The organism is Chryseobacterium sp. 1B4, assembly GCF_036631475.1.
Taxonomy (GTDB): Bacteria; Bacteroidota; Bacteroidia; order Flavobacteriales; family Weeksellaceae; genus Chryseobacterium.
In genome coordinates this window covers 53,175-68,954 of sequence record NZ_JAPNUF010000007.1, presented here as the reverse complement: position 1 = coordinate 68,954, position 15,780 = coordinate 53,175, and the positions used below count along the sequence as shown (strand labels likewise).

Annotated in this window: 8 protein-coding genes and 1 pseudogene; 1 reads left to right on the top strand and 8 read right to left on the bottom strand. The window is 41.5% G+C overall.

All coding sequences use genetic code 11. The features are described 5' to 3' along the window. The first annotated feature begins 51 nt into the window (after nucleotides 1–51). A pseudogene (locus tag OWR28_RS09440) lies at nucleotides 52–737 on the top strand (NUDIX hydrolase). Between the two features lie 125 nt (nucleotides 738–862). Here OWR28_RS09440 and OWR28_RS09435 read toward each other — a convergent pair. The 8 genes from OWR28_RS09435 to OWR28_RS09400 form a co-directional block, all read right to left on the bottom strand. Next, entirely contained in the window at nucleotides 863–2,590 is a 1,728-nt protein-coding gene (locus OWR28_RS09435; protein ID WP_332386420.1) for a sodium:solute symporter family transporter, read from the bottom strand. 3 nt (nucleotides 2,591–2,593) lie between these two features. After that, the gene (locus OWR28_RS09430; protein WP_332386419.1) at nucleotides 2,594–3,751 is read right to left on the bottom strand and encodes an aldose epimerase family protein; all 1,158 of its coding nucleotides are present in this window, start codon (nucleotides 3,749–3,751) and stop codon (nucleotides 2,594–2,596) included. A 27-nt stretch (nucleotides 3,752–3,778) separates the two neighbouring features. Then, complete coding sequence (araA, locus tag OWR28_RS09425) at nucleotides 3,779–5,275, bottom strand: L-arabinose isomerase (RefSeq protein WP_332386418.1); 1,497 nt, start codon at nucleotides 5,273–5,275, stop codon at nucleotides 3,779–3,781. Between the two features lie 39 nt (nucleotides 5,276–5,314). Further along, nucleotides 5,315–6,025 (bottom strand): L-ribulose-5-phosphate 4-epimerase, encoded by a 711-nt coding sequence (locus tag OWR28_RS09420; RefSeq protein ID WP_115956358.1) that lies wholly within the window; start codon nucleotides 6,023–6,025, stop codon nucleotides 5,315–5,317. Between the two features lie 27 nt (nucleotides 6,026–6,052). Beyond that, entirely contained in the window at nucleotides 6,053–7,753 is a 1,701-nt protein-coding gene (locus OWR28_RS09415) for a ribulokinase (RefSeq protein WP_332386417.1), read from the bottom strand. Between the two features lie 128 nt (nucleotides 7,754–7,881). Further along, on the bottom strand, nucleotides 7,882–9,735 hold the full coding sequence (locus OWR28_RS09410) for an alpha-L-arabinofuranosidase family protein (protein WP_494168449.1): 1,854 nt from the start codon (nucleotides 9,733–9,735) through the stop codon (nucleotides 7,882–7,884). Nucleotides 9,736–9,932: 197 nt separating this feature from the next. After that, the gene (locus OWR28_RS09405; RefSeq protein WP_332386416.1) at nucleotides 9,933–12,566 is read right to left on the bottom strand and encodes a glycoside hydrolase family 3 C-terminal domain-containing protein; all 2,634 of its coding nucleotides are present in this window, start codon (nucleotides 12,564–12,566) and stop codon (nucleotides 9,933–9,935) included. 296 nt (nucleotides 12,567–12,862) lie between these two features. Next, nucleotides 12,863–15,601, bottom strand: a complete 2,739-nt coding sequence (locus OWR28_RS09400; RefSeq protein WP_332386415.1) for a T9SS type A sorting domain-containing protein — start codon at nucleotides 15,599–15,601, stop codon at nucleotides 12,863–12,865. Nucleotides 15,602–15,780: the final 179 nt, after the last annotated feature.

Below are 15,780 nucleotides of genomic sequence, written 5' to 3'. Positions count from 1 at the left end.
TATATAATATCGTATCTATAAAAGCTTTACATTTGCAGTAAACTATAAAAGATGACTGAGGATTACTCCCAATATCCCAAACACCTTGTTGCCGTTGACTGTATCATTTTCGGTTTTGATGGCGAAAATCTTAAAATCCTTCTGGTAAAAAGAAATTTTGAACCTCAGATGGGTGAATGGTCGCTCATGGGTGGCTTCATTGGCAGTGATGAGACTTCTGATGAGGCGGCCAACAGGGTTTTGTATACGCTGACCGGTCTTGAAAACATCTATCTTGAGCAGCTGAAATGTTATACGGAAATCAAGCGTGAGCCAACAGCCAGAATCATGTCTATCTCCTATTATGCACTGATCAATATTGAGAAAGATATTCAGATCAATGAGCAGTACAGTGCAAAATGGGTTGAACTGCAGAAAGCGCCTGACCTTATTTTCGATCATAATGAAATGGTAAAGGATGCCGTAGCCAGGCTGAGGAGAAGAGCTTCCACAGGGCCTATAGGTTTTGAGCTTCTTCCTGAAAAATTTACGATGAAGGATCTTCAGAATCTTTATGAAGCTATTTTTGATGAAAAATTTGACAAGCGGAATTTTACCAGCAAGATCAACAGTATGGATATCCTTGTGAATACCAACAAAAAGGATATGACCTCGTCCAGAAAAGGATCTTTCCTCTACCGCTTTGACGAAAAAAATATAACAAAAAAATCTCGCAGGGATTTATGTTTAAAATATAATAAAAAACAGGATGCTTTTTAAGCATCCTGTTTTTTATTATATGAAAAGTCAATTTGCTTCGCAAGTCAATAATGAATTTTAAAAAATTGACAAGTGAAACGAATTCACTATTGACTATTCACTTTTACCAGAACCTTACATACAAGGCAGTCAGTAAAAGCAGTGTCATCACGATCAATACCAAAGTTCTGTTGTCTACTTTAAACATTGTTACATCAATGGCGAAGGCTTTAGGGTTAATTTTCGGACCTGCAAGACTGATCAGGATCATGGCGATTATGGTGATAAAGAATGACCATCCCATATTGATCAGGAAAGGAATCTCGGTAATGGTATGCACTACCCCGTTCTCCAGTTTTTCATAAGTGAATGCGGTATACATCCAGGTTTCTTTCCCGAAAATTCCTACGGCAAAGCTGTTGAAGAAAATCGCAAGAACAAAGCCTAAAATTACTCCTACCAAAGCCGCTGTACCCGTTGTTCTTTTCCAGAACATTCCCAGAAGGAACATGGCAAAAACTCCCGGACTGATAAAGCCCGTATATTTCTGAATGAACGTGAAGCCTCCTTCACCACCAATTCCCAGAACGTCTGTCCAGGTAAAAGCCAATGCAGCCATCATCGCGATAATAATGACCCAGCGGCCTGTTCTCACCATCTGAATTTCAGTGGCATCTGTTTTAAGGTATTTTTTATAGATATCCAGTGTAAAAATGGTTGAGATACTGTTCACTTTTCCTGCCAGTGAAGCTACAATTGCTGCTGTTAACGCTGCAATAGCCAACCCTTTCAATCCTACAGGTAAGAATCCCAATATTGCAGAGTAGGCTCCGTCCTTCACTCCGTTGAAACCCGGAAGATGTCCTTTGGAATATAAAACGTAAGCCGCAATTCCCGGAAGCATTACAATGACAGGCATGAATAATTTCAGAAAACCAGCAAACAGAATCCCTGTTCTTGCCGTTTTCAGATCTGCCCCCAAAGCTCTCTGGGTGATGTACTGATTACAGCCCCAATAGTTCAGGTTAACAATCCACTGACCTGCAAAATACATGGCCAAACCTGGTAGCACAACATACTTCTGTACATCAAGGTTCTGAGGCATTGCCAAAGTGGTGGTGGTAGTTGTTGGTTTTTGAAGAATCAGCTTAAAGTGCTGCGGAGCCTCATTGATCAGGGTATTGAATCCTGCCAGCGCATTTCCTACAGCCGCGCCATTGATTCTCTGGTCTACAATCTGCAACGCCATATACACCGTTGCAAAACCTCCGATAATCAGGACAGCCACCTGTATAACGTCTGTATATCCAATCACTTTCATACCACCCAGACCGATCAGAAGGGCCATAAGCAAAAGAGCGATCATAATACCGTGAAGATGTTCTCCTCCTAATAAAGTATCAATGGCAAGAGCACCAAGGTAAAGAATGGAAGTAAGATTCACGATGACATACAGAAACAGCCAGAAGACTGCCATGATCAATGAAACAGATTTGTTATACCTTCTCTCAAGGAACTGAGGCATGGTATAAATCTTATTTTTAAGATAGATCGGAATAAACCAGACCGCAATGATGATCAGCGCAACGGCAGCGATCCATTCGTAAGCGGCAACAGCAATTCCGACAAAGAAACCTTCACCGCTCATCCCGATAAACTGTTCAGCAGAAATATTGGAAGCGATTAAGCTGGCTCCGATCGCCCACCAGGTCAAAGATCCTTCTGCCAGGAAATAGTCCTTACTTCCTGTAGATTCAGATTTTTTCTTTTTATAGATCCATAGTCCGTAGGAAGCCACCACTACGAAATAGATCAGGAATATGATAATATCAATAGTTGCTAATTTTCCCATAGTTTAGTTTTTAACGGAGAATTTATAGATGGTTTTCGACTGATACTTCTGTCCGGGCTTCAACTCTGTGGAAGGAAAAGAAGGCTGGTTCGGTGAATCCGGAAAATGCTGTGTCTCCAGGCAGAATCCTGTCCTGAATTCATTTTTACCGCCAGTTTTGGTATCAAACTTTCCGTCAAGAAAATTACCGGAATAAAACTGCACACCGGGTTCATCCGTGAAGACTTCCATCAGCCTTCCAGTTCCCTGGTGATACACTTTAGCGATGCTTCTCAGGCCTTTTCCATTCAGGATCCAGTTGTGGTCATATCCTTTTCCTTTTTTCAGCTGATCGTCTTCTGCACTGATATCTTTTCCAATTGGTTTTGAAACCGTGAAGTCAAAAGGAGTTCCTTTTACGGCTTTCTGCTCACCGGTAGGAATTAAGGTTTCGTTCACCGGAAGAAAATGATCTGCATTAATCTGCAGTTCATGATCGGTAATCGTTTTAGTGAAATTTCCGGACAGGTTAAAATAAGAATGCTGGGTAAGATTCACCACGGTAGGTTTATCGGTTTCTGCTTCATAGGAAATTTCCAAAGCATTGTCGTCTGTAAGGGTATAAAAAACAGTTGCTGTCAGTTTTCCCGGATATCCTTGTTCACCGTCTGCACTGGTATAGGATAACTTCAATGTCGGAAATTTTGCATCCTTTACGACTTCAATATTCCAGAATCTGGTGTGAAATCCTTCTTTTCCTCCGTGAAGGCTGTTGGGACCATCATTTTTATCGATTTCGTATGCTTTACCTTCCAGTGTGAATTTAGCGTTGGCAATCCTGTTGCCATATCTTCCGATCAATGCCCCGAAATAATAAGGATTGCCATCGAAATACCCTTCAGGTTTTGTAAAGCCAAGGACTATATCCTCATATTTTCCTTTCCTGTCCGGGGCGGTTAAAGAAGTGATAATTCCCCCGAAGTTGATGACCTCAACTTTCATCCCGTTTTTATTGGTCAGCGTGTATTTTTTAATAGAATCGCCTTTTGGCGTCACTCCATAGTCTGAAGTATGCACATTCTCCATTTTTCCTGAAATATCCTGTTTGTTATTTTCTTTTCTGCAGCCGAAAATAATTAAAAATAATAAAATAAAAATGCCATTATGTGTTGCTTTTTTCATAATTATTTACATATTTTTTAAAATTAATTAACGATAATACATTTCATTCCAACGAAGTGTATTTTTAAAGTCACGCATTTTGGTATCTTCATCAATGACTAATGATTCAATCCCCGCTATCTCAGCAAAATCCTCCAGCTGTTCTGCTGAAATATTTTCACTGTAACATGTATGGTGTGCCCCTCCAGCCAGTATCCAGGCTTCTGCAGCGGTATATAAATCAGGAAGAGGTTTCCATAAGACTCTTGCTACCGGAAGTTTTGGCAGCTCTTCTGTAATTTCCAATGCCCTGGTTTTATTGATCAGCAGCCTGAAATGGTTTCCAAAATCCATCAGTGCAGCGTTCAGGGAATCAATATTTCCCCTGGAGTTAAAGACAAGACGAACCGGATCTGCTTTTCCCCCTATTCCCAGCGGATGGATCTCACATGAAGGTTTTCCGGCTGCCAGAACCGGGTCTACTTCCAGCATATGGGAACCTAAAATAGAAGGATTGGAAGGATCCAGATGATAGGTATAATCTTCCATGAAAGCATTTCCTCCTTCCAGACCCTGCCCCATTGTTTTCATGGCACGTACCAGCGCTGCTGTTTTCCAGTCTCCTTCACCTGCAAATCCGTATCCTTTCTGCATCAGGCGCTGTACGGCAATTCCCGGCAGCTGTTCCAGTCCGTGAAGGTCTTCAAAGGTATCTGAAAATCCTTTAAATCCTCCGTCTTTTAAAAATTTTTCAAGTCCCAACTCAATTTTTGCTGCGGTGTGCAATGAACTTCTGTTGGCTCCTCCTTCTAAAAGGGATGCTGCCATGTGATAAGAAGATTCATATTCTTCCATAAGGTTTTTAATTTCTCCTTCGCTTACAGAATTGATAACGCCTACAAGATCACCGATTCCCCAGGTATTGACTGAAAAACCGAACTGAGTTTCAGCTTCCACTTTATCTCCATCTGTAACGGCTACAAACCGCATATTATCTCCAAAACGTGCAAATTTAGCTCCCTGCCAGTCGTCCCAACCTGCAGCAACACGGCTCCAGTCACCAATCTGCTTCTGAACTCTTTCTTCTGACCAGTGTCCTACCACTACTTTTCTGTTTTTTCGGAGTCTGCTTACCATGAAACCGAATTCACGGTCTCCGTGAGCTGCCTGGTTAAGATTCATAAAATCCATATCCATGGTAGACCACGGAATATCTCTGTTGAACTGGGTATGCAGATGCAGAAGAGGTTTCTGTAAAATTTTCAGCCCTCTGATCCACATTTTGGCGGGTGAAAAGGTATGCATCCAGGTAATAATTCCTATACAGTTTTCTGCCTGATTGGCTGCTGCAATGGTTTCAAATATCTCTTCGGTAGTTTTTACCGTTGGCTTTACAATGACTTTTACCGGAATGAAAGAAGATTTTTCAAGTTCTGCCACTATTTTCTGTGAGTGTTCTGCCACCTGGGCAAGTGTTTCGGGTCCGTATAGATGCTGACTTCCTGTGATGAACCATACTTCTTTGGTATTGAGAGGTGTTAACATAATTTTGTTGATCGTTAATAGTTGTTTATGTTGAAGTGTTTAGTGTTTAAATTCCTGTCCGTAGTAGGCGTTCTTGCCATGCTTACGTTCATAGTGTTTTTTGATGAGAGAATCTTTCAGACGTTCTGCATCAGGATTGATCTGCCTGGTGAGATAAGCCATTTCGGCAATGGTTTCCAGCACTTTGCTGTTGTAGACTGCTTTCTCCGCATTTTTTCCCCAGGTAAACGGACCGTGATTGCCGATCAGGACCATTTCTACTTCTTCCGGAGAGAGCTGTTTTTCTTTAAAGCATTCCAGAATCTGTATTCCTGTATTGTATTCGTAGTTTCCTTCAATCAGTTCATCCCGCATAGGCGGAGCGCAGGGAATATCTGTCGTAAGATGGTCCGCATGGGTGGTCCCGAAAACAGGGATATCCATTTGTGCCTGTGCCCATGCCACGGAATAGATGGCATGTGTATGGGAAATTCCACCGATATTTTCCCAGTTTTTATACAGATAAGCATGGGTCTTGGTATCGGAAGAGGGTCTGAGCCTGCCTTCAATGATATTGGCATCAAAGTCCAGAATCACCATATCTTCCGGCTTTAAAATGTCGTAGGGAACACCGCTTGGTTTAATGGCAAAAACACCTTTATCACGGTCTACAGCACTCACATTCCCGAAGGTATAGACCACCAGCTTCAGCGCATCCAGCTGCATATTCGCTTCATAGCATTCTCTTTGGAGTTCTTTATAAGTATTCATTTTGGGTATCATTCAAAAGGTTAATATTCAGGAGTTCTGAAGTTCTTTTCTGTTGTTTTTCAACCTGGTATTGTATTCTACAAAATCAGCGAGTTTCTGGTATTGCTGCATTAATTCTCTGTAGTGCAGCACTTCTTCAGCTTTGGGTTGGTACTCCGCTTCAAATCCGGAGCCCATTTTCATGCTTGCTTCCTGTACGGTAGGATAAATTCCTGCTGATACTGCCGCATAAACAGCAGCCCCTAACGCAGGAGTCTGGTCCGAAGCGGCAACCACAATCGGCATATCCAGAACATTAGCAAGTGTCTGCATGATGAACGGTGATTTCCTTGCTACTCCTCCGATTCCGATCACTTTATTGATTTTCACCCCTTCCTCTTCAAAACGGTCAACGATCTTTTTAGCTCCGAAACAAATGGCATTCACCAAAGCTTTGAAAATATGGGGTGCTTTTGTTCCCAGAGAAAGCTGGCTGATGGCTGCCTTAAGTTCCTGGTCTGCATCCGGTGTTCTTCTTCCGTTGACCCAGTCCAATGCAACCGGAACGGTATCTGAAAGAGAAATTTTTTCTGCTTCAAGGGTTAATTTTCTGATAAGCCCTGCCTCCATTTCTTCAGCAAGCTTTATCTTCTGCTCGTCTGAAATACTTTCGGAATGCACCATCACCTGGTGAACCGGCCACATCAGGATATCTTTATACCATGCGAGCACATCTCCAAAGGCGGACTGCCCTGCTTCAAGCCCTATCAGTCCGGGAATTACGGAGCCCTCAACCTGTCCGCATATTCCTTTTACAGTTGTATCCCCGATAGCTTCCTGTGAGGCTACCATAATATCACAGGTAGAAGTTCCCATGATTCTGATCAGTGTATTTTCTTCCACTCTGGCTCCTACAGCTCCTGAATGGGCATCAAAGGTTCCTACGGTAATGATGGTTTTGGTGGTAAGACCGGTTTTTGCAGCCCATTCTTCATTCAGGTAGCCGGCAATTTCATCTGAAGTATAGGTTTCACGGTATAGTCTTGCTCTGAGCGCTCCCAGAGATGGATCAAGCCTGTTGAGGAATTCTTCGGAAGGCAGACCGTCCCACGAGTCATGCCACATGGCTTTGTGGCCGGCAGCACAACGGCTTCTTTTGAACGTGGCCAGGTCTTTATGATCTGATAAAAGGAAAGTCAGATAATCACAGTGTTCCATCCAGCTATAAGCTGCATTTTTTACTTCTGCATCAGCTCTGCTGATGTGCAGTATTTTGGCCCAGAACCATTCTGAAGAGTAAATACCGCCTTCATATTTTGTATAATCTTCACCACCCCAGGTTCTCGCAAGGGTATTGATTTCTTCGGCTTCACGAATGGCAGTGTGGTCTTTCCATAAAACCATCATGGCATTGGGATTTTCTTCAAATCCCGGAACCAGTGCCAGAGCTGTTCCATCGTTGGTTACAGGAAGCGGCGAAGAACCTGTAGTATCAATACAAATACTGACGATCTGCTCTGCCGGTATCCCGCTTTCTTTTACTACTTCTGAAATAGTCTTTTCCAGGCCTTCAATATGATCTGAAGGGTGCTGTCTGAAACTGTTGGCTGCGGGATTACAAAATTTACCTTCTTTCCATCTCTGGTAATAGCTGACTGAAGAAGTTATTTCAGAACCGTTTTCAGTATCAATAAGGACGGCCCGTACGGAATCTGTACCGTAGTCCAGCCCGATAACATATTTTTTCATGGTGGTGAAACGTTTTTGATTATTGAGATTTTAAATTCTCCTGATGAGATAAAAACAAATATAAGATTCTATTTTAAATAAATGTATAAAATACACTTATTTTTAATAAATAACTGTATATCAATTAATTAATTTATTTCTAGCTTTAAAACAACTAAAGAACTGGCGGGAATTTCCGTTGAAATTTCACCATTTTTGACTTCAGAAATCTCTTCTTCAGGTTTTATGGGCTCAGCATCGAAATTATTTTCAGTAGAAAGCTGTGGGGCAGACAGGAGGATTTTGGTTATTTTCTTACCCGTTTTCAGAGTTCCTGGTTTGATAGTAACCGTTTTAGCCTGAGTATCAGTATTGACGATTTTAATAATAATCTCCTTATTTTTAGTGTCCTTCACTGCTGCAGCGTATAACTTTTCCTGACCGGATACTGCTTTTCCGTTGCTTTCTATTTTCAGTACATCCGTTCCTTTATTGTTGGAAAATAATTTCTGAACATAATAATTCGGGGTTGCATAGGATTTCAGGTTATTGAACCAGATAAGGTCAGGTGTCCACTGCCAGCCGTCAGCATGGGCAAAAAGCGGTGCATAGGAAGTCATATAGACAACATCTGCGTTTCTTTCAAGACCTGTCATAAATGCAGCTTCTGAAAGGGCCGTCAGCCAGTTATTTTTATTATCAGGCTTTACTACTCCTACAGACTGGGCTGCATATTCTCCGGCAAAGACTTTTGGTCCGGAACGGTCGTACTGGTCGTATCTGCCTGCATTTTTCATAAACCATTCGGGAGAATTGTAGTAATGCTCATCTACCATCTGTGCGTTAAGCTGCTTCAGCTCTTTCCAGCCATATTCGAAGAATTCGCCATCGGGTGACGGCCCGCTTCCGGAGATGATCTTCATATCAGGATATTTTGTGTGAATGGCTTTTTCAAATACTTTATAACGTTCAATATAATCTGCTCCCCACTGTTCATTTCCTACTCCGATAAATTTTAGATTAAAAGGCTTTGGATGTCCCATTTCAGTACGGATTCTTCCCCATTTTGTTCCGGAATCTCCGTTGGCAAATTCAATAAGGTCAAGGGCATCCTGAACGTAAGGATCGAGGTCTTCCATTTTCACCAGCTCTGCAGTATTGAACTGGCAGGCCATTCCACAGCTCAGAATAGGAACAGGTTCTGCACCCAGATCTTCGGAAAGCTGGAAATATTCATAAAATCCCAGTCCGAAAGACTGTCCGTAATCCGGTGTAAGCCGATGCGGAAATCCTGTGCTCCATTTATTGATGAGGTGTTCGCGGTCTGCAACATTTCCAATTGTTTTTTTCCACTGATAGCGTTCTGCCAAAGTTCTTCCTTCTACAATACAGCCTCCAGGAAACCTTAAAAATCCGGGCTGCAAATCGTATAGTTTCTGAACGAGATCTTTTCGTAAGCCTCCTTTTCTCCCTTTCCAGGTATTCTGAGGGAAAAGTGAGATCATATCCATGTTGACAATACCGTTTCCGGTAAATGTAATCCGTAGTTTTGCTTTTTCAACGGTTTTCGGTGCTTTGAAAACGGCTGTATACTTCTGCCACCCCTTTCCTTTGATGAGCGTGGAAGCTGAAGAAATTTCCTTCCCGTTTTCATCAACAAGACTTGCATTTACTGCAGCAATATTTCCTGAAACATTCTCCAGATCAAAACTGAAATCATATTGTTCTCCCTGATGAAGACCTATTCCTCTGAATCCTTCATTTTCCAGAATATAATTTTTATCGTTCAGAACGGTAATTCTCGCGTAATTTTTATTGGTTTTTGCTGGGTTGGAATAAATGGTCAGAAACCCGGAATCCAGATTAGGAGAAAGTGTTTTTGTGTTAGGCTGTTTCCATCCTGTGAAAGGTTCGTCAAATTCAAAGCTCCGGTTTTTAATCAGTTCCGCATACAATCCGCCATCTGCTGCAAAATTGATGTCTTCAAAGAAAATCCCGTACATGGTGGGCTGTATTTTAACAGGAGCAGAGGTTTCTTTCAGATCCAGGTTAAAAGTACGGACCGTATTATTCTGAGCCGAAAAAAAGCAGCACTGAGGGAAATTGCAATGGAAAATATTTTATTTTTGGTTGTCATAGATCGTATATTTTGAAAGTTGCATCAGGATTTGCAATGTTTACAAGTCTTCCTAATCATTTTTTATTTTACTTTTAACGGAATCGTTTTCAACCCGGCATTATCAGAAGTTCCACCGTAAAAAATGGTATAATCGCCGGGTTTTGAAACCAGATCATCTGTTTTTTCATCGTAGAACGCAAATGAATCTTTAGAGAGGGTCAGCTGAATGTTTTTTGTTTCTTTAGATCTGATTAAAGTCCTTTCAAAAGCCCTTAACGTTTTTACCGGCGCCTGGGCATCATTGTTTCTTTTGATGTAGGCCTGAACCACTTCTTCTCCATCTCTTTCTGAAATATTGGTTACCGGAATTATGATTGTCACATTCTCGTCGGTACCGATCGTATTTTTGCTCAGCTTTGAATCTCCGTAAACAAATTTTGAATAGCTCAGGCCATGCCCGAACGGATAAAGAGGTTTTTCCGTCATATAACGGTACGTCCTCCCCTGCATATCATAATTTTCAAATCCCTCGTGCCTGCTTGTCTTTGAAAGAGCGTTGTCCAGCTGTTCAAGGTTTTTATAAAAAGTAACGGGTAACTTTCCCGAAGGATTATAATCCCCTGCCAAAACATCTGCAACGGCCGTTCCTCCGGATTGTCCGCCATACCAGGCATTTAGTAAAGCATCATAATTTTTCTCATCCTGTTCCAATCCCAGGGCACTTCCGGTGCAAAGAACAAAGACAACAGGTTTTCCCGTTTTTCTCAGCTCCGCCAGCAGTTCCCGCTGGACTTCAGGAAGAGCAATGGAGGTTTTATCACCTCCTCTGAAACCTTCTGCATTTACCATCATCTCTTCACCTTCCAGGCTTGGAGAAAGTCCGCCTGCAAAGACAATGACGTCCGCACTTTTCACCTTTTCTCTGACCGAAGCAAAATTAACAGGGTCTTTTCTGTACACTTCAAAGGTGATGTTCACATATTTTCCTTTTTGTGTATGACGCAGTTCTATCTGATATTCTTTTCCTTTTTCCATTTTTACAGGAAACTCTGAAGGATGTCTTGCGTCAGGTCCTTTCCTTGTTGCGATTTCTTTTCCATCCACGAAAAGTGTATAGATATCAGAGGTAGACGCAGAAAATATAACATCTCCTGTATAAGTACTTTTGAAAATGCCTGAAATAACAGCTGAGGTATTTTCTCTTCCTACATTGGGAGCAAGCTGAGTCCCGCCAAAACTGTTGTAACTGATGGCAGTTGAGTTTACGGAAGTATTGGCCGGCTGCCCTTTGAATTCATTATTATTGAAGAACTCTACTTTCATTCCTTTCGCGCCGTTTTTCTGACTGATAAAATTCTGATAGAGTGACGTTCTGGACGAAGGATCTGTGACTTCACTTCCCTTTTCGTAAATAATTTCAGCATTCGGGAATTTGGTTTTGATTCCGTCTAAAATCGTTACAATGGAAGAAGGAGTTCCGTTATAGTTTCCTAACTGCATCAATCCGTCGTTGGCGTTTGGTCCTACAACTGCAATTTTTTTAATACTTCTGCTGAGAGGTAAAATATTCTTTTCGTTTTTCATCAGCACAATTGATTTTTGTGCCATTTTCAGTGCCTGCTTTTTATGTTCTTCAGAATCGACTACAGAATATGGAATGGTATTCCAGTGAACGGAAGATTTCGGATCAAGCATTCCCAGCTCAAACCAGCCTTTCAGGATTCGGCGCATCGATACATCGATATCCTTTTCGGTAATCAGCCCGCTTGCAAGGGATTTATTCAGATTGTTATAGGTATCTCCGCATTCCAGATCTGTAGAATGTTTCAAAGCATCTGCTGCGGTTGTTTTCTCGTCAGGATGGGTGCCATGGTATTTTTTCTGAAAGAAATCGGCCAGTGCCCAGCAATCTGAGACCACCATTCCGTCATACTTCCATTTTCCACGGAGAATTTCAGTAAGCAACGTATTATTGGCACAACACGGTTGTCCGTCAAAGGCATTGTAGGCGCACATCACTTCTCTTACATTTCCTTCCTGAACCAATGCTTTGAAAGCAGGAAGATACGTTTCATACAGATCTCTTTTTGAGATTTCTGCGTTGTAAGAATGGCGGTTCCATTCCGGTCCGCTGTGTACCGCAAAATGTTTGGCGCAGGCATGGGTTTTAAAAAATCTGGGGTCGTTTCCCTGTAAGCCTTTTACCGCTGCAACACCCAGAACAGAGGTAAGATAAGGGTCTTCACCATAAGTTTCCTGGCCTCTTCCCCATCTTGGGTCACGGAAAATGTTGATATTGGGGGTCCAGAAGGTAAGTCCTTCGTACCGCCCTGTTTTTTGGGCTTCATCAAAAGACCTGTTGTATTTTGCCCGTGCTTCATCAGAAATCATTTCAAACGTTTTAAAATGTTCCGGAACATCCCATGTAGCTGCCATTCCTATTGCCTGGGGAAAAACAGTAGCTGTTCCTGCTCTTGCCACCCCATGCAGTGCTTCATTCCACCATCCGTAGGCAGGAATTTCCAGACGGGGAACTGCCTGGGAGTTATCCATCATCATCCCTATCTTTTCTTCTGTTGTGAGTAAGCTGATAAGATTTTCTATTCTTTCATTAACCGGAAGCTCCGGGTTTCTGAATGGGTATTTATAATGGCTCTGGGCAAAAAATAAAGGTGCTGCCAGGGTTACACATAGGATTGATACAATGCTTTTCATAGGTAGTATGGTTTCAATAAAATCCGGAAAAAGGCTGTGAATTTTGTGATTAATATTTTTCAAACCACTGATTTCACAGATCTTCACCGATAATTATGTTTTCATTATTATTTTATACAAATTGCCCCTGTCACTGAGCAGAAATGCACTAAAAAACAAATATAACGTTCTATTTTAAATAAATGTAAATAATACACTTAAATTAATGGTAAATCCTGCTTACTTTTGGTTTTCATCTACCAAATTGTGGAAATAAAGCCACCATAAGCAATGCTCATGATGGCTTTGGATTCAGTTTATTCTTTGACAAATTTTTGTTTTACTACTGTATTATTTTTTTGAGCAACCTCAATAAAGTAAATACCCGCGGGGAAATCTCCCACATTAATTTGGTTTTTCCCTGAACTTATTTTCAATCCGGCTCTGATGACACTTCCTTTTGCATCAAAAATGGTGGCAGCAGCTTCTGAAAGATCAGAATCAATGAAAAGGTCTGCTTTTGCCGGATTAGGATATATTTTCACAACTTCTTTTTTAGCTTCATCAGGAATGTTTCTGGCATTTAACGATCCGAAATTTAAAGGAAGAAGGTTGGCAGAATAGGCATTTTCTTCTGTAAGATAGGCTTTGAAAGATCCTATTACAGGTTCACTTCCGGCTGTTACTTTATAGAAGCCTGTTACTCCGTTTTCTGTTTTCAGCACATAAGCGTTGGCAGGAACTTTAATGCTCTGATAAACTCCGTTCATCTGGTTAACAGTAATTGCTTTAGGAGTGGAGACGTTTCCTGTACCGCTGAAAGTAATATTTCCTGTCGCGTTGATGATTACCGGAGTGTTTGCAGGAATGATTCCGTTTGAAATTGCGGTACAGTTGATATTGCTTGCTCCCGGTGACATCGTATAGGCAGTAATTCCGGACGGCACATTAGCCTGGAACGGCAGGATCAGCACATCGTAACCATTAAATGTACGGCTGTAAGAAGCTGTATTGGCTGTAAAGTTAAATGGTACCTGAAAATCCATACCCTGACCGGAAAGGACAAGATTTGAACATGTAGTACCGGAGATCACATTATCGGCAGATGAACTTACGTTTGAATTCACATAATAAATGCTGTTAGTGTTAGCACTCATAGGCTGCCAGTTATTGGAGGAAGTAATTCCTGCTGTATTTCTGAAGTCTACAGAAGTGTAGTAGCCATTTTCCAGGGCATCCATCAGATAGCTGTCGCTTGCAGAATAGGTACCTCCGAATTTTGAAGCAATTTCATTACCCACATTGAAATAAACATCGCCCAGATTAAGCGTAAGGACAGAGCTGTAATTGGAATTTCTCAGTCCTAAAATTCCTTTGCATCCGTCTGTAAGCACCTGTCTTGAAATATCGAATGTGATATCGAAATTTCCTCCCTGCGGAAAATTAATCTTTCCGTAATTATATGATTTCGTTACCCCCTGGCTGTTGATATAGTATAAAGTAGTATTGTCCGAATAGCTTTGTCCCGCCGTTGTATAGCTGTTTACATGCAGGATCAGCTTATTATACCGGTCATTAAGCTGAAGATATCCGTTAGCCGCAGTCATATTATTGCTGATAAGAGGACTTGGATTGGAGAATGTCACCGTTGTATTGCTGATATTGAATCCTGTTCCAAAAGATGTACTGGTAGCCGTTTGTGTTTCGATTTTATTATAATGAATATCTCCGCCTGTCATGAGAGAAGCAGGCCTGTCGCCGCTTTTGTTAAAAACAAATGTCATGACACTGGAAGGGCTGATATCAGCAGTAGGCCGGAATGTTGCCGTACTCAAAGAAATAGGTGTACTCACCATATTGGATTGTGTATTGGTCAGTACTTTTGTTCCTGAAGTTGTGTAAAAAGGCAGGTCAACCTTCAAACTATACGTGTTCTGAGAAGGATTGATGACCATAAGAACGACCTGATTACCATCCTGGGAAATATAGGAAGATCCCTGTAATACTCCGGTTTTGTCATCCCATTTGGCTTCTATTCTCGTCTTTCCTGTTGTGTATTTGGCATAATGTGAAAGAATATAGCCTCTTTTGGTCATTACACCTGCAGGAGTTCCGTAAGTTCCGTCCCCCATTAAGCCATAATAACGTTTGGCAGAGTAATGGATCCAGGCATTGACATTACCCAATAATGCATTGTTGACACTGCCGGCGAAAGTAAACGCATCTGTATTCCAGCTGAAGTCACGGGCCGGCTGGGTAGATGAAGAGTTCCAGTTGATCAGATATTCTGTCTGCCAGATTTCTTTGTTATAATTCTGAAATTGTTTGTAGGTAGACTGCATAAGCCCATATTGATGCCCGCCATACACTTCAAAATTAGCCATTGCCGCAGGATCCAGCAACGCACTGGCAAAATTATCCGTAAATCCCACACTTTCCGGGGCAATCACTTTACAATTGATGAGCTGCCCGTAATTCTTGATAAAAGTGGTAATCTGTGCAGGCGTCCATATACATCCCTGATACTGGGCCATTTCATCCGGTTCATTTTGAATGGAGATATAATCGAGATCAACTCCGTTGTTCTGAAGATAGGTAACAAAACTGTTAAGATAAAGGGCATAGTCCTGATAATTTTCCGGTTTTAAATATCCGATCTGCTGTACTCCGTTAGCATCAGTGTAAACAGCATTGACATGGTTATTGGTTTTCCAGGCTGCAGGCATGGTCCAGGGCGAAGCAAAAATGGTAAGTCCCATAGATTTGGCCAGCTGTGCTGTAGCCAGTACGGAACTCCAGTTGCTGCTGTTTTCAGGGATATATAATCTCATAATATTATATCCGCCTTCACTGGAAGCGCCCCAAAGCGTCTGAATTTCTGAGGTAGACATATGGTTATACGCAAACTGGGGACTGCATACAAATCCCCCGAACCCTTTTATTTTCTGATAAGATGTGTTCTTATCAATTTTTACAGTGGTAAGCTGCCCATGCACCAGACAGCTGAAAAACAAGCATACAGAATGAATGCTGACAAGATTTAAAAGTTTTTTCATAATGGTTTAGTTTTAAATATTCGTGATTTTGACTGTTAACAATTAAAGTAAGGGCAATAGATTCCCTATCAAGACAGTTCATTTTCAGAAACCGTCAGGAAAATACCCTGAAATAGATCAGGCAGCGATCTGTTAAATAAAGCTGTTTACAAAATCATCCGCTGTTTTTCTCTTCATTC

Excerpts from the sequence above, each read along its gene's own strand:
- OWR28_RS09420 (WP_115956358.1), bottom strand. The coding sequence starts at position 6,025 with ATGAATACTTATAAAGAACTCCAAAGAGAATGCTATGAAGCGAATATG.
- OWR28_RS09430 (WP_332386419.1), bottom strand. The coding sequence starts at position 3,751 with ATGAAAAAAGCAACACATAATGGCATTTTTATTTTATTATTTTTAATT.
- OWR28_RS09400 (WP_332386415.1), bottom strand. The coding sequence starts at position 15,601 with ATGAAAAAACTTTTAAATCTTGTCAGCATTCATTCTGTATGCTTGTTT.
- OWR28_RS09415 (WP_332386417.1), bottom strand. The coding sequence starts at position 7,753 with ATGAAAAAATATGTTATCGGGCTGGACTACGGTACAGATTCCGTACGG.
- OWR28_RS09435 (WP_332386420.1), bottom strand. The coding sequence starts at position 2,590 with ATGGGAAAATTAGCAACTATTGATATTATCATATTCCTGATCTATTTC.
- araA (WP_332386418.1), bottom strand. The coding sequence starts at position 5,275 with ATGTTAACACCTCTCAATACCAAAGAAGTATGGTTCATCACAGGAAGT.
- OWR28_RS09410 (WP_494168449.1), bottom strand. The coding sequence starts at position 9,735 with ATGTACGGGATTTTCTTTGAAGACATCAATTTTGCAGCAGATGGCGGA.
- OWR28_RS09405 (WP_332386416.1), bottom strand. The coding sequence starts at position 12,566 with ATGAAAAGCATTGTATCAATCCTATGTGTAACCCTGGCAGCACCTTTA.